The organism is Marivita sp. (genome assembly GCF_020055675.1).
Lineage (GTDB): Bacteria > Pseudomonadota > Alphaproteobacteria > Rhodobacterales > Rhodobacteraceae > Marivita.
Map to the genome: position 1 here is coordinate 16705 of NZ_JAIPUS010000001.1, position 25327 is coordinate 42031.

26 protein-coding genes are annotated in these 25327 nt (G+C 58.2%); 19 read left to right on the plus strand and 7 right to left on the minus strand.

Annotation, left to right across the window (positions count from 1 at the left end):
• Positions 1–98: 98 nt before the first annotated feature.
• The 4 genes from gpmI (at position 99) to LCF59_RS00090 (ending at position 4789) form a co-directional block, all read left to right on the plus strand.
• A complete protein-coding gene (gpmI, locus tag LCF59_RS00075) occupies positions 99–1616 on the plus strand; it encodes a 2,3-bisphosphoglycerate-independent phosphoglycerate mutase (protein ID WP_292284413.1) in 1518 nt (505 codons plus the stop codon).
• Entirely contained in the window at positions 1613–2743 is a 1131-nt protein-coding gene (locus LCF59_RS00080) for a peptidase M23 (RefSeq protein ID WP_292284414.1), read from the plus strand. Before gpmI ends, LCF59_RS00080 begins: the two co-directional genes overlap by 4 nt.
• Positions 2740–4080, plus strand: coding sequence for a S41 family peptidase (locus LCF59_RS00085; RefSeq protein WP_292284416.1), 1341 nt, complete (start codon positions 2740–2742; stop codon positions 4078–4080). Before LCF59_RS00080 ends, LCF59_RS00085 begins: the two co-directional genes overlap by 4 nt.
• Before the next feature lie 226 nt (positions 4081–4306).
• On the plus strand, positions 4307–4789 hold the full coding sequence (locus tag LCF59_RS00090) for an RNA pyrophosphohydrolase (RefSeq protein WP_292284418.1): 483 nt from the start codon (positions 4307–4309) through the stop codon (positions 4787–4789).
• Positions 4790–4797: 8 nt separating this feature from the next.
• On the opposite strand, the gene aspS is transcribed toward LCF59_RS00090, so the two are convergent.
• On the minus strand, positions 4798–6576 hold the full coding sequence (aspS, locus tag LCF59_RS00095; protein WP_292284420.1) for an aspartate--tRNA ligase: 1779 nt from the start codon (positions 6574–6576) through the stop codon (positions 4798–4800).
• A 169-nt stretch (positions 6577–6745) separates the two neighbouring features.
• Between aspS and LCF59_RS00100 the strand changes: the two genes are divergently transcribed.
• Together LCF59_RS00100 and carB are read left to right on the plus strand one after the other, a co-directional pair.
• Complete coding sequence (locus LCF59_RS00100) at positions 6746–7981, plus strand: cyclopropane-fatty-acyl-phospholipid synthase family protein (RefSeq protein WP_292284422.1); 1236 nt, start codon at positions 6746–6748, stop codon at positions 7979–7981.
• A gap of 134 nt (positions 7982–8115) precedes the next feature.
• Entirely contained in the window at positions 8116–11448 is a 3333-nt protein-coding gene (gene carB, locus LCF59_RS00105) for a carbamoyl-phosphate synthase large subunit (RefSeq protein WP_292284424.1), read from the plus strand.
• 246 nt (positions 11449–11694) lie between these two features.
• Here the strand turns inward: carB and LCF59_RS00110 are convergent, their stop codons facing one another.
• Both LCF59_RS00110 and LCF59_RS00115 read right to left on the minus strand, forming a co-directional pair.
• Positions 11695–12336, minus strand: coding sequence for a flagellar hook capping FlgD N-terminal domain-containing protein (locus tag LCF59_RS00110; protein WP_292284426.1), 642 nt, complete (start codon positions 12334–12336; stop codon positions 11695–11697).
• A 9-nt stretch (positions 12337–12345) separates the two neighbouring features.
• Positions 12346–13836, minus strand: coding sequence for a hypothetical protein (locus LCF59_RS00115; protein WP_292284428.1), 1491 nt, complete (start codon positions 13834–13836; stop codon positions 12346–12348).
• 319 nt (positions 13837–14155) lie between these two features.
• Here LCF59_RS00115 and LCF59_RS00120 point away from each other — a divergent pair, with 319 nt between their 5' ends.
• The 4 genes from LCF59_RS00120 (at position 14156) to LCF59_RS00135 (ending at position 17074) form a co-directional block, all read left to right on the plus strand.
• The gene (locus tag LCF59_RS00120) at positions 14156–15427 is read left to right on the plus strand and encodes a flagellin (RefSeq protein WP_292284430.1); all 1272 of its coding nucleotides are present in this window, start codon (positions 14156–14158) and stop codon (positions 15425–15427) included.
• Positions 15428–15495: 68 nt separating this feature from the next.
• Positions 15496–15867 carry a flagellar biosynthesis regulator FlaF gene (flaF, locus tag LCF59_RS00125; RefSeq protein WP_292284432.1) on the plus strand — a complete coding sequence of 124 codons (372 nt, stop codon included), beginning with the start codon at positions 15496–15498 and terminating at the stop codon, positions 15865–15867.
• On the plus strand, positions 15864–16268 hold the full coding sequence (gene flbT / locus LCF59_RS00130) for a flagellar biosynthesis repressor FlbT (protein WP_292284434.1): 405 nt from the start codon (positions 15864–15866) through the stop codon (positions 16266–16268). Before flaF ends, flbT begins: the two co-directional genes overlap by 4 nt.
• A 47-nt stretch (positions 16269–16315) precedes the next feature.
• Positions 16316–17074, plus strand: a complete 759-nt coding sequence (locus LCF59_RS00135) for a DUF1217 domain-containing protein (protein ID WP_292284436.1) — start codon at positions 16316–16318, stop codon at positions 17072–17074.
• Between the two features lie 31 nt (positions 17075–17105).
• Here the strand turns inward: LCF59_RS00135 and LCF59_RS00140 are convergent, their stop codons facing one another.
• Complete coding sequence (locus LCF59_RS00140; RefSeq protein WP_292284438.1) at positions 17106–18440, minus strand: FliI/YscN family ATPase; 1335 nt, start codon at positions 18438–18440, stop codon at positions 17106–17108.
• A gap of 86 nt (positions 18441–18526) precedes the next feature.
• Between LCF59_RS00140 and LCF59_RS00145 the strand changes: the two genes are divergently transcribed.
• From LCF59_RS00145 to LCF59_RS00185, 9 genes are read left to right on the plus strand one after another with little or no spacing between them, the layout of a single operon-like run.
• Positions 18527–18910 carry a FlgB family protein gene (locus LCF59_RS00145; RefSeq protein ID WP_292284440.1) on the plus strand — a complete coding sequence of 128 codons (384 nt, stop codon included), beginning with the start codon at positions 18527–18529 and terminating at the stop codon, positions 18908–18910.
• A 9-nt stretch (positions 18911–18919) separates the two neighbouring features.
• Entirely contained in the window at positions 18920–19309 is a 390-nt protein-coding gene (gene flgC, locus LCF59_RS00150) for a flagellar basal body rod protein FlgC (RefSeq protein WP_292284442.1), read from the plus strand.
• A gap of 24 nt (positions 19310–19333) precedes the next feature.
• Positions 19334–19621, plus strand: coding sequence for a flagellar hook-basal body complex protein FliE (fliE, locus tag LCF59_RS00155; RefSeq protein WP_292284444.1), 288 nt, complete (start codon positions 19334–19336; stop codon positions 19619–19621).
• A 4-nt stretch (positions 19622–19625) separates the two neighbouring features.
• Positions 19626–19895, plus strand: coding sequence for a flagellar biosynthetic protein FliQ (locus tag LCF59_RS00160; protein ID WP_292284446.1), 270 nt, complete (start codon positions 19626–19628; stop codon positions 19893–19895).
• 1 nt (position 19896) lies between these two features.
• The gene (locus LCF59_RS00165) at positions 19897–20610 is read left to right on the plus strand and encodes a flagellar hook-basal body complex protein (protein ID WP_292284447.1); all 714 of its coding nucleotides are present in this window, start codon (positions 19897–19899) and stop codon (positions 20608–20610) included.
• Positions 20611–20620: 10 nt separating this feature from the next.
• Positions 20621–21406, plus strand: a complete 786-nt coding sequence (gene flgG, locus LCF59_RS00170) for a flagellar basal-body rod protein FlgG (RefSeq protein ID WP_292284449.1) — start codon at positions 20621–20623, stop codon at positions 21404–21406.
• Positions 21406–21825, plus strand: a complete 420-nt coding sequence (gene flgA, locus LCF59_RS00175; RefSeq protein ID WP_292284451.1) for a flagellar basal body P-ring formation chaperone FlgA — start codon at positions 21406–21408, stop codon at positions 21823–21825. The genes flgG and flgA overlap by 1 nt, the downstream gene beginning before the upstream one ends.
• Position 21826: 1 nt before the next feature.
• The gene (flgH, locus tag LCF59_RS00180; protein WP_292284453.1) at positions 21827–22558 is read left to right on the plus strand and encodes a flagellar basal body L-ring protein FlgH; all 732 of its coding nucleotides are present in this window, start codon (positions 21827–21829) and stop codon (positions 22556–22558) included.
• 18 nt (positions 22559–22576) lie between these two features.
• On the plus strand, positions 22577–23074 hold the full coding sequence (locus tag LCF59_RS00185; RefSeq protein ID WP_292284454.1) for a flagellar basal body-associated FliL family protein: 498 nt from the start codon (positions 22577–22579) through the stop codon (positions 23072–23074).
• On the opposite strand, the gene LCF59_RS00190 is transcribed toward LCF59_RS00185, so the two are convergent.
• Genes LCF59_RS00190 through LCF59_RS00200 form a run of 3 tightly spaced genes read right to left on the minus strand, consistent with a single transcriptional unit; the run spans position 23071 to position 25327 of the window.
• Positions 23071–23493: a hypothetical protein gene (locus LCF59_RS00190; protein WP_292284456.1), complete on the minus strand. Its 423-nt coding sequence runs from the start codon at positions 23491–23493 to the stop codon at positions 23071–23073. The two genes, LCF59_RS00185 and LCF59_RS00190, sit on opposite strands and share 4 nt — an antisense overlap.
• The gene (locus LCF59_RS00195; RefSeq protein ID WP_292284458.1) at positions 23490–24563 is read right to left on the minus strand and encodes an EscU/YscU/HrcU family type III secretion system export apparatus switch protein; all 1074 of its coding nucleotides are present in this window, start codon (positions 24561–24563) and stop codon (positions 23490–23492) included. Before LCF59_RS00195 ends, LCF59_RS00190 begins: the two co-directional genes overlap by 4 nt.
• Positions 24560–25327 (minus strand): flagellar biosynthetic protein FliR, encoded by a 768-nt coding sequence (locus LCF59_RS00200; RefSeq protein WP_292284459.1) that lies wholly within the window; start codon positions 25325–25327, stop codon positions 24560–24562. The genes LCF59_RS00195 and LCF59_RS00200 overlap by 4 nt, the downstream gene beginning before the upstream one ends.

The window sequence follows — 25327 nt, forward strand, 5'->3', positions numbered from 1 at the left end:
GCAAGCCGTTCGATCAAACGGACCAAGCGCCCCCTTCCCCATCCCGCCTCACCTCTGCTACACCGCGTGACGATACCGGGCCGAGCAGAGGACACCGCATGATCACCCGCAAACCTGTTGTTCTGACCATCCTCGACGGCTGGGGCCTGCGCGATGACGCGACAGCAAATGCCCCGAAACTGGCGCATACCCCGACGATGGACCACCTTCTGGCGACCTGCCCGCACGCCACATTGGTCACACACGGTCCCGATGTCGGCCTGCCCAGGGGCCAGATGGGCAATTCCGAAGTCGGACACACCAATATCGGCGCGGGCCGCGTCGTGGCGATGGACCTGGGCCAGATCGACCTTGCCATCGAAGATGGCAGCTTTTTCGAAAACACCGCGATTCTCGATTTCGCCAAGGCGGTGAAATCGGCCGGCGGGCGCGCGCATCTCATGGGTGTCGTGTCAGACGGCGGGGTGCATGGGCATATCAGCCACATCAAGGCCGCGGTGAAAATGCTCACAGAGCTGGGCGTCGATGTCGTGCTGCACGCGATCACCGACGGGCGCGACGTCGCGCCGACTTCGGCCAAGGGGTTCATCGCCGACCTGGGCAAGAGCCTGCCGAAGGATGCCGCCATCGGCACCGTGATCGGGCGCTACTACGCGATGGACCGCGACACGCGTTGGGACCGGGTCGAACGCGCCTACAAAGCCATGATCCTGGGACAAGGAGCCCGCGCCGACAGCGCGCTTGCGGCGATCGAAGACGCCTATGCCAAGGACCAGTCCGACGAATTCATCGAACCGCGCGTGATCGGCGATTATCAGGGGTTGGCCAGCGGCGACGGGGTCTTTTGCCTCAACTTCCGCGCTGATCGGGCGCGCGAAATCCTCGCCGCCATCGGAGCGCCGGATTTCGACGGGTTCGACCGCGACAGGCCCGACCTCTCCGGGCTTCTGGGCATGGTGGATTACTCCACCGACCATAACGCCTACATGACAACGGCCTACCCCAAGCAGGATATCCGCAACACGCTGGGCGAATGGATCGCCAAACAGGGGCGCACGCAGTTCCGCCTTGCCGAGACCGAAAAATACCCGCATGTCACCTTCTTTCTCAATGGCGGGCAGGAAACGCCACAGCACGGCGAAGACCGTGCCATGCCCAAAAGCCCGAAGGTGGCCACCTATGATTTGCAGCCCGAAATGTCTGCGGCCGAGGTGACCGAAAAATTCGTCGCCGCGGTGAACGCAGGCTACGACCTGATCGTGACCAACTACGCCAATCCCGACATGGTCGGCCATACCGGCGATCTGGATGCCGCGATCACGGCCTGCGAAGCGGTCGATGCCGGGCTGGGACGCGTTCTCGAAGCTGTCGACGCGGCTGGCGGTGCGATAATCGTCACCGCCGATCACGGCAATTGTGAAACCATGGTCGATCCCGTCACCGGCGGCCCGCACACCGCACATACCACAAACCTCGTGCCGGTGGTGCTCTTTGGGGGGCCGGAGGACGCGCGCCTGGCCGATGGCCGCCTTGCCGACCTCGCCCCGACGCTTCTGGCGCTGATGGGCCTGCCGCAGCCCGCGGAAATGACGGGCCAAAGCCTGATTCGCCCGTGACGCGCCTGGCGCTGATTCTCTGTCTGCTTGGCATGCCGGTGCAGGCGCAAACCCCGGCCGAGGCGGCGCGTACCGCCATATCCCAGCTGGAAGCGGCGACCCGCAAGCTTGACGCTGCCGAAAGCGCGCGCAACCGTGTCCGCGCCCTGACAGAGGCCGTCCGCGCCTTCGAAACCGGGCTGGCCGCGATGCGCGACGGCCTGCGCGCCGCCTCGATCCGCGAAACCGAATTGCGCCGCGTGCTCGATGCGCGCGATGGCGAGGTCACGCGGCTGCTCGCCGCGCTCTCGGCGCTGGGAACAGATGCCGGACCACAGAGTTTCGTGCATCCCGATGGCCCCATCGGGGCAGCCCGCGCGGGGCTTTTGATGGCGGCGGTCACACCCGCGTTGTCCGATGCCGCCGCCGGTCTGCGGGCCGATGTTGAAGAGGCGACCGCCCTGCGCCAGTTGCAACAGGACGCGGCCAACACCCTGCAATCCGGGCTGGCCGATCTTCAGACCGCGCGCACCGCGCTGTCCCAGGCAATCGCCGACCGCACCGACCTGCCGCGCAAGTTCACCGAGGATCCCGTGCGCACCGCGATCCTGATCGGAGCGAGCGAAACGCTCGATGGCTTTGCCGCCGGTCTCAGCCAGATCACCGAAAACGAAACGGATCTCGATCTGCCTGCGGCGCGCGCCCGCAAGGGCAGCCTGCCGCTGCCGGTGTCGGGCGAAGTGCTGCGCCGCGCCGGAGAAACCGACGCCGCCGGCGTGACCCGCCCCGGCGTCCTGATCGCCACGCGGCCCCGCGCCCTGGTGACAACACCCACCGCCGCCACCATCCGCTACCGGGGGCCCCTTCTGGATTATGGTCTGGTCACGATCCTTGAACCTGAACCCGATATCCTGTTTGTGTTGGCCGGGCTTGATACGGTGTTTGGCGAAATCGGACAGGTCCTGCCAGAGGCAAGCCCGGTGGGCCTGATGGGTGGACCGGCAGGGCAAAGCGACGATATTCAATCACCATCCGGTGAAAGGACTGGCGAAGCGCTGTCCGAAACGCTCTATATTGAAGTCAGATCGGGCGACACGCCAGAGGACCCCCTTGGGTGGTTCACAGCAGATAAGGGAACAACCGAATGAACAAGATTTTGATGGCGGCCTTCGGCGGGACATTGGCGGGCATCCTTGCCACGACCCAGTTGGTTGGCCCCCTGGTCGCACAGGAAACCGAGCGGTCATCCAGCGTCTATGAACAGCTCGACCTTTTTGGCGATATCTTCGAACGCATTCGCTCGCAATATGTCGAGGACGTCAATGAAAGCGACTTGATCGAAGCCGCGATCGACGGGATGCTCACCTCGCTCGATCCGCACTCCAGCTACCTTTCGCCCGAGGATGCGGCCGACATGCGCGTCCAGACGCGCGGCGAATTCGGCGGTCTCGGGATCGAGGTCACGCAAGAGGACGGGTTCGTCAAGGTGGTTTCGCCCATCGACGGCACCCCGGCCGATGACGCCGGGATCGAGGCGGGCGACTTCATCACCCATGTCGACGGTGAGTCGGTCCTTGGCCTGACTCTCGACGAAGCGGTCGACATGATGCGCGGCCCGGTCGGATCTGAAATCATCATCACCGTGGTGCGCGAGGGCGAAGCCGAACCCTTCGACGTGTCGATCATCCGCGACACGATCACGCTCACCGCCGTGCGCAGCCGCTTGCAGGGCGACACGGTTGTGCTGCGTGTGACCACCTTCAACGACCAGACCTTCTCGAACCTCGAAGAGGGTCTTTCCGAACAGGTCGAAGCCGCCGGCGGCATGGACGCGATCGAAGGCATCGTGCTTGACCTGCGCAACAATCCCGGCGGTCTGCTCAACCAGGCGATCCGCGTCAGCGATGCGTTCCTCGAAAAAGGTGAAATCGTCAGCACCCGCGGCCGACAGCCCGAGGACGGCGACCGCTACAACGCCACCCCGGGGGATCTTGCCGAAGGCAAACCGATCGTCGTGCTGATCAATGGCGGCTCCGCCTCGGCCTCCGAGATCGTCGCGGGCGCGCTTCAGGACCACCGCCGCGCCATTGTCGTCGGCACCAAGAGCTTTGGCAAAGGCTCGGTCCAGACCGTCATGCCCCTGCGCGGCGACGGCGCCATGCGCCTGACCACGGCACGCTACTACACCCCGTCCGGCCGCTCGATCCAGTCGCTTGGGGTATCGCCCGACATCGTTGTGGCCCAACCCCGCCGCCCGGTGGCCGGAGAAGAGGAAGAAGAGCAGACAAGCCCCTTCAGCCGCTCCGAAGCCGATCTGCGCGGCAGCCTCGGCAATGACAGCCTGAGCGAAGACGAAATCCAGCAGATCGAGGAGGACCGCGCCAAGGCCGAAGCGGCTGCCGAGCTGCGCGAAGAGGATTACCAGCTGGCCTATGCCATCGACATCCTCAAGGGTCTGACGGCGCTGCAACCCTCCGACGACTAGGGCGCGCTGCGACCCGGTCCCTGACACGCTCGAACCCGGAGGCCTGGCAGCCTCCGGGTTTGGTGCTGAACCGATCAAGGCAAAGGGTGGCCAAGGCGTCACCGCCCGTCTTGGCATTTGAAATCGCCGCGCGTTTATGTATCGAACCCTGGTGCGGCACGGCGGTCCTGTGGAGCCTGACCAGGGCCACGGCCGCTGCGCAAGAGTGAAACGGGAACCCCCAACGATGAGCCCCGAAGAGATCGCCCGCCTGCCCTATCGCCCCTGTGTCGGCGTCATGCTCGTGAACCACGAGGGCCATGTCTTCGTCGGCCAGCGCATCGACAACCCCGGCCCGGCCTGGCAAATGCCCCAGGGTGGCGTGGACAAGGGAGAAGCCGCGCGCGATGCCGCCCTGCGCGAGCTGTGGGAGGAAACCGGCGTCACCTCCGACCTCGTGCGGATCGAAGCGGAAACCAAGGACTGGATTCCCTATGACCTTCCACCTGACCTGGTCGGAAAGCTCTGGAAGGGGCGCTATCGCGGGCAGGAGCAAAAATGGTTCCTGATGCGCTTTGCCGGATCAGACGACCAGGTCAACATCGCGACCGAACATCAGGAATTCAGCCGCTGGAAATGGATGGCGCCAGAGCAGCTCATCAACCATATCGTCCCGTTCAAGCGCCACGTCTACGAACGCGTGCTTGCCGCGTTTACAGAGCACCTGTGATACGCGTATCAGTCCTCGGTCGGGATGACCCGAAGGCCCAGCTCCATCAGCTGATCGCTTGACGGGTCGGACGGGGCATCCATCATGAGGTCTTCGGCCCGCTGGTTCATCGGGAACATGATGACCTCGCGAATATTCGCCGTGTCGGCCAGAAGCATCACCATCCGGTCGATGCCCGCCGCACAGCCACCATGCGGCGGCGCGCCAAAACGGAACGCGTTGACCATGCCGCCAAAGCGCTTGCGCACCTCGTCCGCGCCATAGCCGGCAAGCTCGAACGCCTTGAACATGATCTCGGGCTTGTGGTTCCGAATCGCGCCCGACACCAGCTCGTAGCCGTTGCAGGCAAGGTCATACTGGTAGCCCAGCACATCCAGCGGATTGCCATCCAACGCGTCCATCCCGCCCTGCGGCATGGAGAACGGGTTGTGGCTGAAATCCACGACGCCGGTTTCCTCGTCCGCCTCGTACATCGGGAAATCCACGACCCAGGCAAAGGCGAACCGGTCCGTTTCGGTCAGGCCAAGCTCGTCGCCGATGACGACGCGCGCCTTGCCGGCCACGGTCTCGAAGCTCGATGGCTTACCACCAAGGAAAAACGCCGCATCCCCGACGCCAAGGCCAAGCTGTTGGCGGATTGCCTCGGTGCGCTCCGGCCCGATATTCTTGGCCAGCGGGCCGGCGGCTTCCAGCCCATCGCCCTGATCGCGCCAGAAGATATAGCCCATGCCGGGCAGACCCTCTTTCTGGGCAAAGGCGTTCATCCGGTCACAGAACTTGCGGCTGCCGCCACCCGGCGCGGGAATCGCGCGGATCTCGGTGCCGTCCTGCTCCAGCAGCTTGGCGAAGATGGCAAAGCCCGAACCGCGGAAATGCTCGGACACGACCTGCATCTTGATCGGGTTGCGCAGGTCGGGCTTGTCGGTGCCATACCACAGCGCCGCATCGCGGTACGAGATTTGCGGCCAGTGGGTATCGACCGCGCGGCCGCCACCATATTCTTCGAACACGCCCTGCATCACCGGCTGGATCGTGTCGAAAACGTCCTGCTGGCTGACAAAGGACATTTCCATGTCAAGCTGGTAGAAATCCGTCGGCGACCGGTCGGCGCGCGGATCCTCGTCGCGGAAACAGGGCGCGATCTGGAAATACTTGTCGAATCCGCTGACCATGATCAGCTGCTTGAATTGCTGCGGCGCCTGCGGCAGCGCATAAAACTTGCCCGGGTGCAGACGGCTGGGAACAAGAAAATCGCGCGCGCCTTCGGGGCTCGACGCGGTGATGATCGGCGTCTGGTATTCACGGAACCCCTGGTCCCACATCCGCTTGCGGATCGACGTGACAACATCCGCCCGCAGCGTCATGTTGCGCTGCATCGCCTCGCGCCGCAGGTCAAGGAACCGGTAGCGCAGGCGCGTTTCCTCCGGATATTCCTGATCGCCAAAGACGATCAGCGGCAATTCCTCCGCCGCGCCCAGAACCTCGATATCGCGGATGAACACTTCGATTTCACCGGTGGGGAGCTTTGGATTCACAAGGCTTGCATCACGCGCCTTCACCTCGCCATCGATGCGAATGCACCATTCCGACCGCACCTTGTCCACCGCGGCGAAGACCGGGCTGTCGGGATCGCAGAGCAGCTGCGTGATCCCGTAATGGTCGCGCAGATCGACGAAAAGCACACCACCGTGATCGCGGATGCGATGCACCCAGCCGGACAGCCGAACGGTGTCGCCGACATTTGCCGCTGTCAGATCTGCGCAAGTATGGGTGCGAAAGGCGTGCATGGTCATGCCCCTTGAAAAACGTGTACGTGAATTACGGGCCGATACACCTGCGAACAGCGGGGAAGTCAAGGGACGCGCCAAGGGATTTGGCAGGAAAGCGTTTTCGCGATAGGCTTGGCACCGGCAAACACGCACCCAGTCCCGTTCCATGATCAAAAAGGAGGTGGCGATGTGGGATAAAGCTCTCGACGCAATGCTGGCCCGCCTGATCACTTGTGGTGAGCTGAACGTCACGTATCCGGATGGCACAACCCGGCAATATGGAAAAGACGAAAGCCAGGACGGACCGGTCTGCATCCAACTCACCGACCCGGCCCTGACCCGCGAGCTTTGCTTGCGCCCGGTGGTTGCACTCGGCGAAGGGTACATGAACGGCACGCTGATCATCGACCAGCACCGGCTGTTCGATTTTCTCACCCTTCTCGTGCGCAACCAGAACGCGGGCAATATGCCCGCCTTCCACCGCGGGCTGACACGGGTGCGTGCCGGCTTACGCAAATGGATGCAACGCAACGATCCCCGCCGGGCGCATCGCAATGTGGCGCATCACTACGACATCTCCGACACGCTCTACACGCAGTTTCTCGACCCGGACATGCAGTATAGCTGCGCCTATTTCGCGGATCCCGACATGACACTGCAAGAGGCGCAGGCCGCCAAGAAGGCGCATATCGCTGCCAAGCTCTGCCTGTCGCCTGGGCAAAGGGTTCTCGACATCGGCTGCGGCTGGGGCGGAATGGCCCTGACCCTCGCCCGCGACCACGGCGTTCACGTGACCGGGCTCACCCTGTCGCAGAACCAGCACGCAACCGCCCAGCGCCGGGCGCAAGAGGCTGGCCTGCAAAACCGGACCGAGTTTCGCCTGCAGGACTACAGGCAAGTGACCGACCGATTCGACAGGATCGTCAGCGTCGGCATGCTCGAACATGTTGGACTGCCGCAATACCCCACCTATTTCGGCAAGATACACGACCTTCTCGACCCGGACGGCATCGCGCTGGTCCACACCATCGGCCGCGTCGCCCCGCCGCTGCCAACCTCGCCCTGGCTGGAGAAATACATCTTCCCCGGCGGCTATGTCCCGTCCCTGTCCGACCTCGCCGCGCCGATGGAACGGGCCGATTTCTGGCTCGCCGATATCGAGGTGCTGCGCGGCCATTACGGCCCGACGCTGAACCGCTGGCGCCAACACTTCGAGGCCAATCTCGACACGGTCCGCCAGATGTACGACGAACGGTTCATCCGCATGTGGCGCTTTTACCTTGTCGCCTGCGAAATGGCCTTCGAGGAACAGCATCAGGCGGTGTTCCAGATCCAGCTGAGCCACCGCCAGCATGTCGTGCCGGCCACGCGCGACTACCTTTACCGTCCGCAACAGCACAGCGCATCGCACGCCGCGCAATAGCCACATCAACGCCCCGCCCGACCGCGGGCCGCAAACGGCATTCGCCCCTTGCACACAGGTTCGGCATGCCTATAACCCGCAACAATTTGCGGAGCAGCTGTCCCTGCCGTGCCGCGCCTGAAACGAGGTCAACCATGCCCAAACGCACCGATATCACGTCCATCATGATCATCGGAGCCGGACCAATCGTCATCGGCCAGGCCTGCGAATTCGACTACTCCGGGGCCCAGGCCTGCAAGGCGCTGCGCGAGGAAGGCTACCGTGTCATCCTCGTCAACTCGAATCCCGCCACGATCATGACGGACCCGGGATTGGCCGACGCCACCTATATCGAGCCGATCACACCGGACATCGTCGCCAAGATCATCGAAAAGGAACGCCCCGACGCGCTTTTGCCCACCATGGGCGGCCAGACGGGCCTCAACACCTCCCTTGCGCTCGAGGAAATGGGCGTGCTTGCGAAATACGGCGTCGAGATGATCGGCGCGCGCCGCGAGGCCATCGAGATGGCCGAGGACCGCAAGCTCTTCCGCGAGGCGATGGACCGCATCGGGCTGGAAAACCCCAAGGCCACGATCGTCACCGCGCCGAAGGATGAAAACGGCACTGTTGATCTCGAATCCGGTGTCGCCAAGGCGCTGGAAACGCTGGATTATGTCGGCCTGCCGGCCATTATACGGCCCGCCTATACGCTCGGTGGGACAGGCGGCGGCGTTGCCTACAACCGCGAGGACTATATCCATTATTGCCGCTCGGGCATGGATGCCTCCCCCGTGGGCCAGATCCTCGTCGACGAATCCCTTCTCGGCTGGAAGGAATTCGAAATGGAGGTCGTGCGCGACCGCGCCGACAATGCGATCATCGTCTGCGCCATCGAAAACGTCGATCCGATGGGCGTGCACACCGGCGATTCCATCACCGTCGCCCCGGCGCTCACCCTGACGGACAAGGAATACCAGATCATGCGCAACGGCTCGATCGCCGTGCTGCGCGAGATTGGGGTCGAAACCGGCGGGTCCAACGTGCAATGGGCAATCAACCCCGAAGACGGGCGTATGGTGGTCATCGAAATGAACCCGCGTGTGTCGCGCTCTTCGGCGCTGGCCTCCAAGGCGACGGGCTTTCCCATCGCCAAGATCGCCGCCAAGCTGGCGGTGGGCTACACGCTCGACGAGCTTGACAACGATATCACCAAGGTCACACCGGCCAGCTTCGAACCGACGATCGACTATGTCGTGACCAAGATTCCGAAATTCGCCTTCGAGAAATTCCCCGGATCCGAGCCGCACCTGACGACAGCGATGAAATCCGTGGGCGAGGCCATGGCCATTGGCCGCACCATCCACGAATCACTGCAAAAGGCGCTGGCGTCGATGGAATCGGGCCTCTCCGGCTTCGATGAGGTCGATATCGAAGGCGCGCCGGAAAAATCCGCCGTGATCAAGGCGATCAGCCAGCAAACGCCGGACCGGATGCGCACCATTGCGCAGGCCATGCGCCACGGGTTGAGCGACGACGAGATCCACGCAACGACCATGTTCGATCCGTGGTTCCTCGCCCGTATCCGTGAAATCATCGACACCGAGGAAGACATCCGCGCAAAAGGGATGCCGCAGGACGAATCCGGCATGCGCGGGCTCAAGATGATGGGGTTCACCGATGCGCGGCTCGCCGCGCTTACCGGCGAGACGGAAAAGGCCGTGCGCAGCAAGCGCCTTGGCCTCGGCGTCAAAGCCAGCTTCAAGCGTATCGACACCTGCGCCGCCGAATTCGAAGCGCAGACGCCCTATATGTATTCGACCTACGAAGCGCCCATGATGGGCGAGGTGGAATGCGAGGCTCGCCCCTCGGATCGCAAGAAGGTCGTGATCCTTGGCGGCGGTCCCAACCGGATCGGCCAGGGCATCGAATTCGACTATTGCTGCTGCCACGCCTGTTTCGCGCTCACCGATGCGGGCTACGAGACCATCATGGTCAACTGCAATCCCGAAACCGTATCCACGGATTACGACACCTCGGATCGCCTTTATTTCGAACCGCTCACCTTTGAAAACGTGATGGAAATCCTGCGGGTCGAACAGGACAACGGCACCCTGCATGGCGTCATCGTGCAATTCGGCGGCCAAACCCCGCTGAAGCTCGCCAATGCGCTCGAAGCCGCAGGAATCCCGATTCTCGGCACAACCCCCGACGCGATCGACCTCGCCGAAGACCGTGAACGCTTTCAGGCGCTTGTGAAAAAGCTGAACCTGAAACAACCGCGCAATGGCATCGCGTCTTCCGACGCGCAGGCGCTGTCCATCGCCGATGCCATCGGCTTCCCGCTGGTGATCCGCCCGTCCTACGTTCTGGGTGGCCGCGCCATGGAAATCGTGCGCGACATGGCGCATCTGGAACGCTACATCACCGACGCCGTGGTGGTTTCTGGCGACAGCCCCGTGCTGCTCGACAGCTACCTCTCCGGCGCGGTGGAACTGGATGTCGATGCGATTTGCGATGGCACGCGCGTGCATGTCGCCGGCATCATGCAACATATCGAAGAGGCCGGGGTCCATTCCGGCGACAGCGCCTGTTCTCTGCCGCCCTATTCGATCTCCGACTCGCTCATGGCCGAAATCAAGCGCCAGACCGAGGAGCTGGCCCTTTCGCTCAATGTTGTCGGCCTGATGAACGTGCAATTCGCGATCAAGGACAACGAGGTCTACCTCATCGAGGTCAACCCTCGCGCCTCGCGCACCGTGCCCTTCGTGGCCAAGGCAACGGATTCGGCCATTGCCTCCATCGCCGCGCGCGTCATGGCCGGCGAAACATTGGACAGCTTCCCGATGCGCGATGCCTATCCGGAAAACGCGGATTACGACACCGTGCTGCCATTGGCCGATCCCATGACGCTGGCCGATCCCATGATGCCCTGGTTCTCGGTCAAGGAAGCAGTGCTGCCCTTTGCGCGCTTTCCCGGTGTCGACACGATCCTCGGCCCTGAAATGCGCTCAACCGGCGAAGTGATGGGCTGGGACCGCTCCTTTCCGCGCGCCTTCCTCAAGGCGCAGATGGGGGCGGGCAACCACCTGCCCCGCACCGGCACCGTGTTCTTTTCGATCAAGACCGAGGACAAGACAGATCAACTTGTCGAAACCGCCCGCGTTCTGACCGATCTGGGCTTTTCCATCATCGCCACCGCCGGCACCGCGGCCTTCCTGTCCGAGCATGATATCGCCTGCGAAACGACGAAAAAAGTCTATGAAGGCCGGCCCAATATCGTCGACTTGATGAAGGATGGCGGCATTGATCTGGTGATGAACACCACCGAGGATACCGCCGCTGTCGAAGACAGCAGGGACATCCGCTCCGTCGCGCTCTACGACAAGATTCCCTATTTCACCACCGCCGCAGGCGCCCACGCCGCCGCAATGGCGATCAAGGCCCGTGAAGAAGGCGACCTGGTGGTCAAGCCGCTCCAGGCATAAGCGCGCCGGTCCGTTTGCGCCTGTCGACGAGACATATGCGCCACACCTGCTGCCCTGCGGACCGGTTTTGCTTCATCCGACGGTCAGAGCACCTCGTCCAAATCCAAGTGACCGCGACACGCTCTGGCCAGACAAAAGGCCGGCCCTCGCTGTCCTGCAAGCCAAGCAAAGGTTAAAAATCGGTTAAACTGCCCGTGCAAGCCTTTGATTTCATTAGCGGCAAAACTGTCCCACGCATGGGACGGCTCATCGAAGCTTCGAAACACCGCTTTCCGGAATCACGCTTCCATCTGCCAGCAGCAATTCCACCTCATCCCCGGAAAATCGAACTTCCTCCACAACAGCCGAGGTCGCCACCGGGTTTTCCAACGCCTCCCCATCGGATATCCGCCGCAGCTCTGCCTCGTAAATACCAGGCATCACGGACAGTCCATCCGACGCAGTCCCATCCCAGGTGACACGCTCTTGCCCGGCCCCCAGCGCCAGCTCCGCAACCGGACCACCGTCATCATCCAGAACAGCCAGGATCGCATTTTCCGGCGCCCCTCCTGTTCCCTCGATCTCAAACTCCACCGCCGCTCCCGAGAACCGAACTGCCCCGGCGTGCACAGCTTCGCGCCCAACCAACCCGGAGTATCCAGCCAACCCACCGCTCGAAAGCCCCTGCAACACGGCCTCAAGTTTCTGATTTGTCAACGTCTGCTGCTCAACCATCGAAAACGATGCCAACTGGCTCGCAAACTTTTCCGCCTCCATCGGGCTCAACGGATCCTGATTTTGAATTTGCGTCGTCAACATCCGAAGAAATGTCTCAAAATCACTCGTCGTCGCACCAACATTCCCAGAATCTACTTTCTCGGATGTCTGACCAATCGATGTTACGTCCACCGTCATCTCCTAAATCAAAATATCCAAACCGTCCACCAAAGCAGTCGAATAGGCAACTTCTGATGCCTTGGTAGTCTCCGGAGAAACCGTACCGTCTTCGGTCGCTCCCGTTGCTAATCCGTACTTTTTACCCGAAAAGCCTTGATCGTTACTGAAAGAAAGAGAAAAATTCTCCACTCCAATTTTTTTGAGTGAAAACTTCAAGTCCGCCTGGTTTTTGGTCAATAGCTCAGTTATTTCAAAGTTTTCTGAAACAATCTGAATCTCTGAAAATTCCAAATTTCTATGCACATGCACACCTATAGTTGGCTTACGTTTTGGCAAATCCACAATATGCGCTTTGGTAAATTCAACCTGCGGAATTGATTTCGTTTGGGGCGTGGACACAATATTACTTTCAAGCTTGTAAAGCTGGCCCTCGAACCGTTCAGCCGCAAAAACCTTAGGCTCGCGCGACCAAGGCATCTGAGCATTTTGCTCTCGAGTTTCTTGATGACCTTTCATTTTTTGCTCAGCAAAAGTATCGATCTGAATGCTTGAGGTTCTCTGATTCGCATTTGCCAAAACATCCACATCTGCCTCTGCAACCCAACCACGGCTTATCTCATTATGTTGATGATACCAATTGCCAGAAGCTGCGATGGCAAATTTTCGCTCTCCCTCATTCCCAGGCTTAGTATTTTCATGACCACCTCGAAAATCAATACTGGACGACACAGTCAACTTTAATGGTGAAATGCTTTTTGGAATCTTATGGGATGGTTTGCCCCTCAGATAGTTTGTTGCATATGAATTTGACTCAATTGAATTATCTGATTCTAGATTACCCACATGGCGTGAATTCGGCAACGAATTACTGAAAGGATTAACCCCATTCATCCCAAACTGAGCGACAGGCTGCTCCCTGATAAATTCTACTGCTTGTGAACTATCCTTCGCTCCCAACTTGCCAAGTGAATAATAGTTTTTTTCTCGATTTTCAATCGAACCGAAATTCAGGTCTTTCTGGTACTGGGGCTCAATCAGGGAAATATCCTCCGTCTGCCTCTGGATTCCCCCCCAGGTCGCTTCTTCATGTTGAAAAACGAGCTTAAGGCCATCGCTCTCCAAAATTACCCTATATTTGTTCAAATCGTGAGTAATTTTAACTTCACTCCAATCCATCTCATCAATATCGCCAACTCTGGCTTGTACCTGGCTTCCAATAGATTTCGGGGACATTCCAAATTGGAAGCTTCCTCTCACCTCATATTTTAAATCTTTGTTTTCATCTTCATACTCATATTTTTTAGATAAAAGATAATCGTCTTTCAGAGGCACTGATGATCCTTCAAATGCAAGATCACTTGCCTCCCCCAGGGAAAATTGTAACCGACGATTATCCAAATTTGGCTCTTTTTCTACGGGATCTAACCGCCCAGGATCGCGGGGCTTGTGAACCTCGCCAGAACTGGCACCTGTAATCTTTATCGAACTATTTGAAATTGTGGTGGATGCCATGTACCACTCCCAGACCATAGTGATTATGATAGGTTGAAATTTTACAGACGCAGTCTTCTACTCTAAGGACAGATTATATAATGAGATACTTCTAACATGCTAACTCAGATGGAGTTTTTCTTAAACTTTTACATGCACTAAAAGAGCACATCCGCCTCACGTTTATAAATTGTTCATCTTTTTCTTTCAGCTTTGCCTTGCACACCACAAGTGGCGCGAGATCTTCATCTCTGTATGAGTCAGAACGACCTTAATATCCATGTTCCAAACTACGGATACATGGAAATCATATGTGCAAAGCACGGTTGAAAGGAACACAATGTCCAGCATTCTGACAAATAATGGCGCGATGGTTGCGCTACAAACTCTCAAGTCGATCAACACAAAATTGACCGACACACAAAACGAGATTTCTACAGGTAAAACGGTTGCAACGGCAAAAGACAATGCAGCTGTTTGGGCGATTTCGAAAGTTATGGAATCCGACGTAAAAGGATTTCAGGGAATCTCTGACAGCCTCAACCTCGGCGAATCTACGGTCGCTGTCGCGAGGAACGGCGCTGAAACAGTGACCGATCTTCTAACGGAGATGAAGGGCAAGATTGTCGCATCACAGGAGCAAAACGTCGATCGTGCCAAGATCCAGACCGACATCGTCGCCTTGCGCGATCAGATCAATGCGGTGGTCGGGGCAGCACAATTCAATGGGCTGAATTTGCTCTCGAACCGGGAAACAGACGCCGGATCAGGCACTGTCAAGGTCCTGGCATCACTTGACCGTTCAGACAGCGGTGTTTCGGCAAGTGACATCTCCGTCAACAAGAAGGACCTCAGCACAGCCGCCAGCGCGGTTACGGGAGGGACAGTCGCAAACCTGACCAGCGCAGAAACGCTTGACGCTACACAAACCGGAACTCTCGCTGTTACAGATCCAACAGGTGCAGGGCAAATTTTCAGCCTCGGGATCACCGGAGTTGATACCGATGGCAGCAACTTCAATCCAGCCGATTACACCACTGGAACGACGGACACGGATGCTCAAAAAATCATGTACATTGCACGTGATGGTGACACCGCAGGCGATGTCGCAAAAGGCCTGGAACAGGCCTATGCAATTTATGCGTCTGAGGAGGGTATGGATACCGATGTCTTCAATGTCACGGCTTCCGGCGGTAATCTGAACATCAGTTCAACGGTAACTGATGCTACCGATACAGTTGAGGCCCGCATCGATACGTTGACATCTCCAACAGAAGTGACGATCGGTGGCGGCCTGGAAAAACTGAACGATATCGACGTAACCACGGATAGTGGGGCTGACGCTGCGCTGGTTTCTGTGGAATTCATGATCCAGAATGCTATCGATTCAGGAGCGTCTTTCGGCTCTGCTCAAGGGCGGATCGAAACGCAGGCCGAATTCATTTCTAGTCTTACAGACTCTCTCAAATCCGGTATTGGAACGATGGTGGACGCGGATATGGAGGAAGCCTCCGCCCGCTTGCAGGCCCTGCAAGTACAACAACAATTGGGCACCCAGGCACTGTCGATCGCGAACCAAGCACCTCAGTCCTTGCTATCATTGTTCCGCTAAATTTGATTTTGGGCCGTCTTGGCGGCCCATATCACCTTCAAAACGTCGGCTAGACAGAGGTTAGGATTTTGCGTACATCCGTTCAAGCGTATCAGAATTATGCGTCATCATCAACAAAATCCCAGAAGGATACAGAAATTGAGATTATTCTTGAAACGACGCGTCAACTGAAAACGGCTGCTTACAAACGCATATCACATTTTGCCGAATTCACATCCTGCTTACATAGAAACAGAAAGCTCTGGACGATTTTGGCAGCGGATGTTGCAAATTCTGAAAATCCGCTGCCAGGCAGCCTTCGGGCGCAAATATTCTATCTTTCCGAATTTGTTCAGAATTACACTCAAAAAGTTCTCAAGGATGATCTGAGCATTGAACCACTACTAGACGTAAATATTGCAATTCTTCGTGGGTTGGGCGGGAAAGGAACACAGAAATGAGCGGGCTTGTCCTGAAACTTGGACCGAAGGAGCGGGTTCTGATAAATGGGGCGGTTGTTGAAAACGGAGATCGTAGATCCCGCATCACAGTTTTGACATCGCGCGCGAATATTCTTCGATTAAAAGATGCCATCCATCCTGATGAAGCAAATACACCTGTCCGGCGTGCCTGTTATCTGGCGCAACTGCTTCTCAGCGGTGAAGTAGATGCTTCTACACTTCTGGTCCGTCTTGAAGGTCAAATCGGGTCCCTTGCCGACATTCTCCGCGATCCACAAAGTACCGAGATTCTCGGACGTGCATCCCAAGCGGTGGCTGAACAAAACGCGTATTCCTGCCTGAAGCTACTAAGACAGCTCCTCCCACTGGAAGAACGCCTTCTTTTTCAGAAACAACAATGAGCTTCCAGCCGTTCACTCTCGGGTCCGGGCTGGCAGGATGGTCTCTCTTGAAGACAACTTTGTCAGTCCAAAAAGCGGCGTACAAAGCAAACTATGCAACGCAGTCAGACACGACATATTTCAAGGAAAAATTTTCCCAGCTCAATACACCAGAGGACATCGTTTCAGATCGCCGAATTTTGCGCGTCGTACTTGGCGCCTATGGGCTGTCCGATGATATCGACAACCGGCACTTCATAAAAACGATCATGGCAGAGGGTGTAACTGACAGATCCGCACTTGCCAACAAGCTCTCTGATCAGCGGTATAAAGCTCTCGCTCAAGATTATGATTTTTCAGAAATTGGGCTGGGGCCATCCTCAAGTCCGGGTTTGGCGGGGCGAACAATTTCAAATTACCTTGCCCAATCATTTGAAGTTGCAATTGGAGAGAGCGACACTGATATGCGGTTGGCACTTGGCTTCACAAGATCGCTGAAAGAGACAATCGCGTCTTCAAATTCAAACTCGACCGCCTGGTTTCAGATTCTTGCGACACCACCGCTGCGGGAGGTAATACAAACCGCCATTGGGTTACCGTCCGAATTTTCACAGCTTGACATCGATGATCAGCATACACGTATTCAGGAGAAAGTGAGCCGGGTCTTTGGGACCAAAGACCTTTCAGAGCTGGCGGATCCATCTAAGATTGAAGAGATGACACGTCGCTTCCTTGTGATGCGAGAAGCAAGTTCTATGAATTCGAACAATTCGCTTCAGACCGCCCTGGTCTTATTGAGTTCGGCATCTTACAAAGCTCCGCTCTAAAAGGGGATGGATTTTGCAGAGTGGGAATAACTCAGTCTGTAAGCGCTCCACTTCTTCGCAATGTCAATCGCAATCGTTCGAAACTTGCCCCGATTCCATCACGTGTTTGCCCGGCGCGGAAGTCTTTGAACACCGGGTGGAACGCGATTGCCTGATCCAAAGCCACATCCGCACCTTCTGTATACAGCCCTGACCTGACCAGTGCAGACGACTCGTTGTATTTCGAAACGAGGCTGCGTGCCTTGGCCAGCATACTGTTTTCGGTTGGAGTCGCGGCAGCAGGCAATGCGCGGGATACAGATTTGAGAATGTCGACAGCCGGAAATTGTCCTTGATCTGCCAATTGGCGGTCCAACACGACATGTCCGTCCAATACACCGCGCAGCAGGTCCGCCACGGGTTCATCCATATCCGATGCTGCGACAAGAACACTGAACACCGCTGTAATATCGCCGCTTCCCTTGGCGCCAGGACCAGCGCGCTCCGCAAGCTTCGTGATTCTTGACGGCAGGGATGGAGGAAAGCCCCGGAGGCTGGGAAACTCGCCAGCAGAGATGGCGACCTCTCGTTGAGCTTCCGCAAAGCGCGTGATCGAATCGACAAACAGCAAGACGTGTTGTCCCTGGTCTCGAAAATACTCTGCGACACGCATCGCTGTCATCGGGCAGCGCATGCGTGCGGTGGCGGCGGTGGCAGCGCTGGCAGCGACCACCACCGTGCGCGACAGCCCGGCTTCGCCCAAGATATTTTGCGTAAAATCGTTGATTTCTCGTCCACGCTCTCCGACGAGGGCCACAACAACAACGTCGGCATCCATGGCCTTGAGCAGATCGGCCAGCAAACGGGACTTCCCGACCCCCGAACCTGCGAAAATGCCAACACGCTGACCGCGGACAATCGGCAAAATCGTATTGAATAGGTGGAATCCAGTGTCCAGTCGTTCACCCAGCCCTTTTCGTATAACTGCGGCAGGAGGTTCATTCTGAATATCGAATTCTGCTCCGCCCTTTTTCAAGAACCGGCCGTTCAAAGCATGTCCATAGGGATCAATGACTTGACCGAGCCAGGATTGATCCGGAGCGATCCGTACCGCCCCCTGCGCGACAACGCGGTCGCCCAGCGCAACGCGTGCAGGCGGATCATCGGGGAGCATGATGGCACCATCGGCCCCGAGACAAAGCACATCGCCCATGAGGAAGCTGCCATCTTCGCGCAGCAAACGAAGCCGGTCCCCCAGTTTCACCTCTTCCTCGAGTCCTGACACACGGAGCGTATGGCCATCGGCCGACACAACGCGGCCAACAGTTCGCGTTCGCGAAATATCGGCGAGCTTGCTTTTGAGGTCCAACAGTGCGGCGTTCTGCATCGTACGCTCCATTTGTGTTCTGAAAACCCTTTCTAAAGGAATCAGGGTTAAGCCTTCGTTGAACCAAACGAGGGAGAAGCCCTGCCATGTTCCAGAATTTGGATTTGTTCAAAACCGCCATGACAATGGCGCGGCATGCCGGTACCCAACAGGCGCTGACGTCACAGAACATCGCCAACGCCGACACACCTGGCTATCGCGCTCAATCGATCCGCCCTTTTGCCGATCTCGTGCCACCAAACACGGATGGCTTTGCCTTGCGCATGACGCGCGCAAATCACCTTGCCGCCACGACCGATGCATCCACCGCAACCGTGACGCATCGCGAAAACAGTGAGCCGAACGGCAACAGCGTGGTACTGGAAAACGAAATCCTGAATTCAGTCGACGCAAAACGCCAGCACGATCGCGCCTTGGCCGTGTATCGCGCGTCGCTTGGCATGCTGCGCAGCGCGCTCAGCAAGCAATAGGAGGGACAGATGTCTGCATTTTCAAACGCGCTTGGCGCATCAGCCAGTGGTCTCAAGGCACAGTCACATCGGCTCCGCATTGTGGCAGAAAACATCGCCAACACAGACACGCCCGGGTATCGCCGCAAGACCGTTTCCTTTTCCGAACAGGCCGAGATGTCGGGCATTGCCAAGGTAGCGCTGGACAGGGTCTCGCTCGACCGGCGCGAGGGAGAAAAGATTTACGATCCCGGCCATCCAATGGCCGATGCGAGCGGGCACTATACCGGCTCGAACGTGGATATCGTTGTCGAAATCGCCGACGCCCGCGAAGCGCAACGCAGCTACGAGGCAAATCTCAAGATGTTCGATCAGACCCGGCAGATGTCGTCCGGCCTGATGGAACTTTTGCGCAAATAACCCTTTCCAGAATGGAGACTACCGATGGACGTGAAATCGCTTTTTGCCTCGCAGCAATATGCCGCCCTGAAGCCGGCGACCGAACCCGACCCACGAGAATCGGTTGCCGAGAGCTTTTCCAAGATTACCGAGGATTTCGCGCAAACCCTGAAATCGACCGAGGAAACAGCCATGGGGTCGATGTATGGCGATGCCGACCCACATGCTCTTGTTGAAGCCTTGTCGCAATCACAACTTGCCGTCGAAACGGCTGTGACTGTGCGCAACCGTGTGGTCGAGGCGTATCAGGAAATCCTGCGGATGCCGGTCTGACCGGATGCTGACCGAAGGCTACATCTATGATGTTCTGCGAGAAGCACTGCGGATTGCCGTCACCATTTCGGCCCCGGTACTGATCGCGGCGCTGGTGACAGGTGTGTCGATCGGTCTCTTCCAGGCGCTCACATCCATTCAGGAAATGACGCTGACATTCGTGCCCAAACTGGTGGCGATGCTCGCCGTCTTCTGGATGTCGATGAACTTCATGACACAAAGCCTGATCGACTTCTTCCAGTCGACGATCATCACATCCATCGCAGGAGGTTGACTTGGAAAACACCGGCTATGTCACATTAACCCGCCAAAGCGGATTGATGCGAGAAATGGAAATTATCGCGCACAATATCGCCAATGCGGCGACCACCGGATTTCGCCAGCAGGGGCTTGTTTTTTCCGAATACGTCCAGGCCGTCGAGGGTGGTGAAAGCCTGTCTATGGCCGCGGCAAGGGTAAAGAAAACATCCTCTGCGCAGGGTATCCTGACCCAAACAGGCAGCGCGCTGGACCTGGCAATCGAAGGCAGCGGGTATTTTCAACTAGAGACGCCAAACGGCCTCCGGCTGACACGCTCCGGTGCGTTCAAGGTCGATCCTCTGGGCGATCTTGTCTCTGCCGATGGTCACCGCGTCTTGGACATTGGCGGCGCGCCGATCAATGTCCCCCCCGGCGAAGCGGATGCCAAGATCGCAGCAGATGGAACGATCAGCGTAGGAGATCGGCTCTTGGGCCGGATCGGCGTGGTCGCACCGGAACCGGGCGCCGATTTGGAACGGGAATCCGGTGTTTTATTCAAAACTGACGCCGCTCTGGCCCCGTCCGAAGATGGGCTGGTCCTGCAAGGCCACCTCGAAGGGTCCAACGTGAACGCGATTTCACAACTGACCCGCATGATCGAAGTCCAGCGCGCCTACGAGATGGGGCAAAAGCTTCTGGATATGGATCACGAACGGACCAAAACCGCTCTTCAAACCCTTATAAAATAAAGGAAGCGACATGCGCGCCCTGAAAATTGCGGCAACGGGAATGACGGCTCAGCAAATGCGCGTTGAGACAATTTCCAACAATTTGTCGAACATGAACACGACCGGCTACAACGCGCGGCGGGCCGAATTCTCGGACTTGCACTATCAGCAAATCGCCAGGGCCGGAACTGTGAACGCTGCCGATGGCACGGTTCTTCCCACCGGTGTTCAGGTCGGGCTTGGCGTTCGGCCCGCAGCCGTTTCGGTCCACTTGGCCCAGGGTTCACTCAGCCAGACAAATTCCGATCTGGACATCGCAATCGATGGAAACGGCTACCTTGAAATCGCGATGCCCACCGGCCAGACCGCCTACACCCGCGACGGGTCGCTCAAACGAGACGCTGAAGGGCTTATCGTGACCTCTGAAGGGTTCCCCGTCGCACCCGAGATCGTCATTCCACAAGACGCACGCAGCATCTCGATCAATCCCGAAGGCGAAGTCTACGCCTATTTCGCGGACACTGCGGAACCGCAGCTATTGGGACAAATGAACCTGGTGGGATTTGCCAACGCCAAGGGTCTTGAGGCGTTGGGCGGCAATCTCTTTGCCGAAACCGAGGCATCGGGCGGACCGCTGGCCGCAACGCCCGGAGAGGACGGGCTTGGCACCTTGCGCCAAGGCTATCTCGAGGACAGCTCGGTCGATCCGGTGCGCGAACTGACAGAGCTGATCGAGGCGCAACGCGGGTATGAATTGAACGCCAAGGTGATATCCGCTGTCGACCAGATGCTTGGCGCAACCACGCAGGTGCGCTGATGCGGCATTTGATGATATTGGCTCTGGTGACGCTGCCGGCACCCGCCTTCACGGACTCGGTGGTCGCCACCCAGACCCTGCGCCCGAAAGAGGTTATCACCGCGCAATCGGTGCAGCTTCAACAGGCCGACATAGCTGGCGCCGCGCAAGGGATTGATGACGTGATCGGCGCGGAAGTTAAGCGTGCGGTCTATTCCGGGCAGCCCGTGCTGACATCAAATCTCACGCGGGCCGCGCTGGTTGAACGCAACCAGATCGTCGCTGCCACATTCACACTGAACGGATTGACCATAGCCACCGAAGCCCGCGCGATGGAGCGCGGGGCGGCTGGTGACGTGATCCGCGCCATGAACCTGACATCGCGTGCGCCGATCCGGGCCGAAGTGATGGACGATGGCCGATTGAAGGTACTCCCCTGACATGAAAACTCCCGTGCTCGTTTCCCTCTTCGCCCTGCTTGTGCTTCCGAATTGCGCCCGCATGGACCACATGGGCAAGCCGCCCACGCTGTCTCCGCAGGACGAGGGCGTGGAACGCAGCGCCATGGTCTACTCCGGTCTGCCCGGCACCACGGCCGATACTTCGACCTATCGGCAAGCCTCGCTCTGGAGCGGACATCAGACATCGCTGTTCGGCGATCGACGTGCCCATACCACGGGCGATATCCTCACCGTGATGATCGAGATCGACGATCGGGCCGAGATCTCCAACACTTCGTCCCGCGGGCGGTCGTCGCGAGAAAGCCTGGCGATGCCTCAGTTGTTCGGCCTTCCACAAAGAGGCAACGCAGACCTGCCCGATGGCGCCACCCTCGACAACGCGGTTGAGCTTGATTCCGCCAGCCAGAGTGAGGGCAACGGATCGGTGCGCCGAAACGAAAAACTCACGCTCCGGATTGCGGCCACCGTCGTGGAGGTCTTGCCGAATGAACTTCTTAGAATTGAAGGCACCCAGGAAGTTCGCGTCAACTTTGAATTGCGGGAACTCTTCGTATCGGGCTTTGTCCGACGCGCCGACATAACCCGCCAGAACGAGATCACATACGACAAGATGGCGTCAGCCCGGATTTCCTATGGTGGCCGCGGGCAGATCAGCGACGTGCAACAACCACGCATCGGCCAGCAGATGCTGGATGCAATCCTGCCGTTCTGATCACGAAAGAACACGAAAATGATCAAGAAACTCTTCCCCGTTGTGGCGCTGCTTCTCGGTTTGGCCGGCGGCGGTGGCGCTGCAATGCTTCTGGCTCCACCCGAAGCAGAACAAGGCATGGACGATTCAGCAGCCAGTGCCGAGACATCTGTCGCGCCTTCGGAAAAGCCCGGTGATGGGGCTGACGGCGACACGGAAATCGTGAAGCTGCCCAACCAATTCGTGGTCCCGGTGATCCTGAACAACCGGGTCCGGGCCATGGTCATTCTAGCTGTTGCGCTAGAGGTGGAGACCGGGACGGGCGACAAGGTCCGCACTCTTGAGCCAAAACTGCGCGACACGTTCTTGGCCGAATTGTTCAGCCTCGCCGCGATGGGCGGGTTCGAGGATGAACTGATCTCGCGGAAAACGTTGACGCTGGTGAAACGCGCGTTGACAGAGCGATCCAAGGAGGTCCTCGGGATGGATAACGCGACCGTGCTGATCACGGACATGGCACGCCAGGACGCGTTTTAACGACGCTTTTGCATTTCGAACAAGAAATGCTGACGCTCCTGCTCGGTCTCAAAGACCTTTTTTGTTTCGCTCATCTTCTTGATCTGGAGTTGCAGTCCAAGCCTTTGCCGCAAGAGCGACCTCAATACATCCTGCACGTTCCGCCGCTGGATCGCAGCCTTGGCCAAGGACGGTTGCAGCTGGCGCTGATCCTCGGACAGCTTTGCAATCCTCAATTCATGGAACCGGAAAGACGCTGGATCCGACGCCGCCATTTCATTCAATGAACCGGCCAAAGCACGTTCCTGATGTGTGATCGCGGTCTGGCGTGCGCGCAGCTCGTCCCGCAGATGCAATTCGCGCGCCATCAGGGTTTCGATCGCCTGCACCCGCGCATCAAGCACCTCGAGCGCCTGGCGGAGGCCGGTGACATCGTTCATCGCTTTGCCATGTTCTGGATCCGGCGCGCATAGCCGATTGCCGCCGCAACCGCCTTGTAGTGGTCCTCGTCGATGATGGTGCCCACTTTGACCTCGGCATAGAGCGCCCGCGCAGTCGGGGGATCGTTATAGAGCGGCACACCAGAACTGATCGCGACTTCCCGGATTTTGCGCGCTGTTTCGTCGGTCCCACGCGCAACGCATTTTGGAACCGTGTTGTCTTCGCCTGACCATTGCAAGGCAACCGCGAAATGCGTGGGGTTGGTGATCACAACCGCCGATTTCGGAACATCAAGCAGCATTCGGTTTGTCGCGATGTCCTCAGCTTTGGCGCGCCGCTGCTGTCGGATATTTTCGTCACCCTCTTCGGTTTTGTGTTCGTCTTTCATCTCTTTGTGGGACATGCGGTTTTTCTTGGCGTGTTCGTGCATCTGCCAGAGCACATCCAACCCCGCAAACGCGATATAGGCGACAAGCGTGAACCAGAGCCACCGGACAGCCACTTCGTACAGGTTGGCCAATGCCATATGTTCACCGCGCAACACGGCAACCTGGAACAGGCGGTAGCTATCGAATGCAAAAAGCGCCAATATCCCGGCAAACACTGCAAATTTCAGAAAGTTCTTGGCAAACTCGAACAGACCCGACCATCCGTATTTCTTCTTCGCGTTCGCGATCAGGGAAATCCGGTTCAGCTTGGGTTTCAGTTTGTCGCCGGTGAACAAGAGCTGTTTCGTGCCGAGCAACCCGGACAGTACGACGACAAATGGAAGGACAAAAATGATGCCAATCAGCGGAAGGAGCCAGCCAAGCACGACAGTTAGCGTCCCCGCGCCATCCAGAGGTGAGCGCGCGGCAATCGCATTTTCCAGAAACCTCATGATGTCCAGAATAATCCCCGACATGACCCCGCTGAACATGGCGTAGACCGCGATCAGGAACATCACCAGAACCACGAGGTTCACAACGTCCTGGGAACGGACGATTTCGCCCTTCCGGCGCGCCTCTTCAAGCTTTCGACGGGTGGCTTCGTAGGGCTTGTCTGCCTGGTTTTCTTCCGTTTCGCTCATTGCAGTGACTCGAAGGGCATCTTCAGGATCGTCAGCGCCTTTTCCTGCCAGACGGTGAGCATGAGTTCCGCATGTTCATGCAGGAAGTAGATCGAGAAGAGCGCGACGAAGGGGATGCCGATGAACGAGACCATGAATTGCGGCATCGCCTTGTTGATGAAGCCGATGCACAGGTAATAAACGAACATCAAGCTGGCGAAACCGGCTGCAAGGACCACACCCTCGTTGAAGATATAGTTGCCCAGCGCGGAAACTTTGGCCCCCAAATATCCCGTGAGGTCCGCCAAACCGGGGATGTCGACAAAGTAGCTCGCCACAAAGCCATAAATGATCTGGTCGCTCAGCGACGTGGCAAATATGATGGCAAGCCCGGCAGTTGTGATGATATGGCTGATCACCGGCATGGGTTCGGTTGCATTTCCCAGCATCTGGGCAAGCGACACGTATTGGCTGATCACCGCGCCAGCCATTTCGAGCAAAAAGATGATGCTTCGAGCCACCAGCCCAAGGAAGAACCCGATGACAGTTTCCTTCAGGACAAAGGCCAGAATGTCTGCCGGGTTCGGCGCTTCTGAAGGGAGGTACGGTTCCAGGATCGGAGCAACCGCAACCGACAGGAGCAGCGTGACGACCAATCGGACACGCGCCGAAACGAATGATTCCCCATATCCGGGCGCGAGGGAGATGGCCGGCAGCAGCCTCAGGAACACAGCCGCGACCAGCCAGAACTGCGCTGCAATCTCGGAGTAGACCCCCTCGATCAT

Coding starts and splice junctions, on each gene's coding strand:
- LCF59_RS00085 (WP_292284416.1), top strand. CDS start 2,740: ATGAACAAGATTTTGATGGCGGCCTTCGGCGGGACATTGGCGGGCATC.
- flgC (WP_292284442.1), top strand. CDS start 18,920: ATGTCTGCATTTTCAAACGCGCTTGGCGCATCAGCCAGTGGTCTCAAG.
- LCF59_RS00140 (WP_292284438.1), bottom strand. CDS start 18,440: ATGCAGAACGCCGCACTGTTGGACCTCAAAAGCAAGCTCGCCGATATT.
- LCF59_RS00115 (WP_292284428.1), bottom strand. CDS start 13,836: ATGGCATCCACCACAATTTCAAATAGTTCGATAAAGATTACAGGTGCC.
- LCF59_RS00160 (WP_292284446.1), top strand. CDS start 19,626: ATGCTGACCGAAGGCTACATCTATGATGTTCTGCGAGAAGCACTGCGG.
- LCF59_RS00090 (WP_292284418.1), top strand. CDS start 4,307: ATGAGCCCCGAAGAGATCGCCCGCCTGCCCTATCGCCCCTGTGTCGGC.
- LCF59_RS00200 (WP_292284459.1), bottom strand. CDS start 25,327: ATGATCGAGGGGGTCTACTCCGAGATTGCAGCGCAGTTCTGGCTGGTC.
- LCF59_RS00195 (WP_292284458.1), bottom strand. CDS start 24,563: ATGAGCGAAACGGAAGAAAACCAGGCAGACAAGCCCTACGAAGCCACC.
- LCF59_RS00145 (WP_292284440.1), top strand. CDS start 18,527: ATGTTCCAGAATTTGGATTTGTTCAAAACCGCCATGACAATGGCGCGG.
- flgH (WP_292284453.1), top strand. CDS start 21,827: ATGAAAACTCCCGTGCTCGTTTCCCTCTTCGCCCTGCTTGTGCTTCCG.
- LCF59_RS00190 (WP_292284456.1), bottom strand. CDS start 23,493: ATGAACGATGTCACCGGCCTCCGCCAGGCGCTCGAGGTGCTTGATGCG.
- flgG (WP_292284449.1), top strand. CDS start 20,621: ATGCGCGCCCTGAAAATTGCGGCAACGGGAATGACGGCTCAGCAAATG.
- fliE (WP_292284444.1), top strand. CDS start 19,334: ATGGACGTGAAATCGCTTTTTGCCTCGCAGCAATATGCCGCCCTGAAG.
- LCF59_RS00185 (WP_292284454.1), top strand. CDS start 22,577: ATGATCAAGAAACTCTTCCCCGTTGTGGCGCTGCTTCTCGGTTTGGCC.
- gpmI (WP_292284413.1), top strand. CDS start 99: ATGATCACCCGCAAACCTGTTGTTCTGACCATCCTCGACGGCTGGGGC.
- flgA (WP_292284451.1), top strand. CDS start 21,406: ATGCGGCATTTGATGATATTGGCTCTGGTGACGCTGCCGGCACCCGCC.
- LCF59_RS00100 (WP_292284422.1), top strand. CDS start 6,746: ATGTGGGATAAAGCTCTCGACGCAATGCTGGCCCGCCTGATCACTTGT.
- aspS (WP_292284420.1), bottom strand. CDS start 6,576: ATGCACGCCTTTCGCACCCATACTTGCGCAGATCTGACAGCGGCAAAT.
- flbT (WP_292284434.1), top strand. CDS start 15,864: ATGAGCGGGCTTGTCCTGAAACTTGGACCGAAGGAGCGGGTTCTGATA.
- carB (WP_292284424.1), top strand. CDS start 8,116: ATGCCCAAACGCACCGATATCACGTCCATCATGATCATCGGAGCCGGA.
- LCF59_RS00120 (WP_292284430.1), top strand. CDS start 14,156: ATGTCCAGCATTCTGACAAATAATGGCGCGATGGTTGCGCTACAAACT.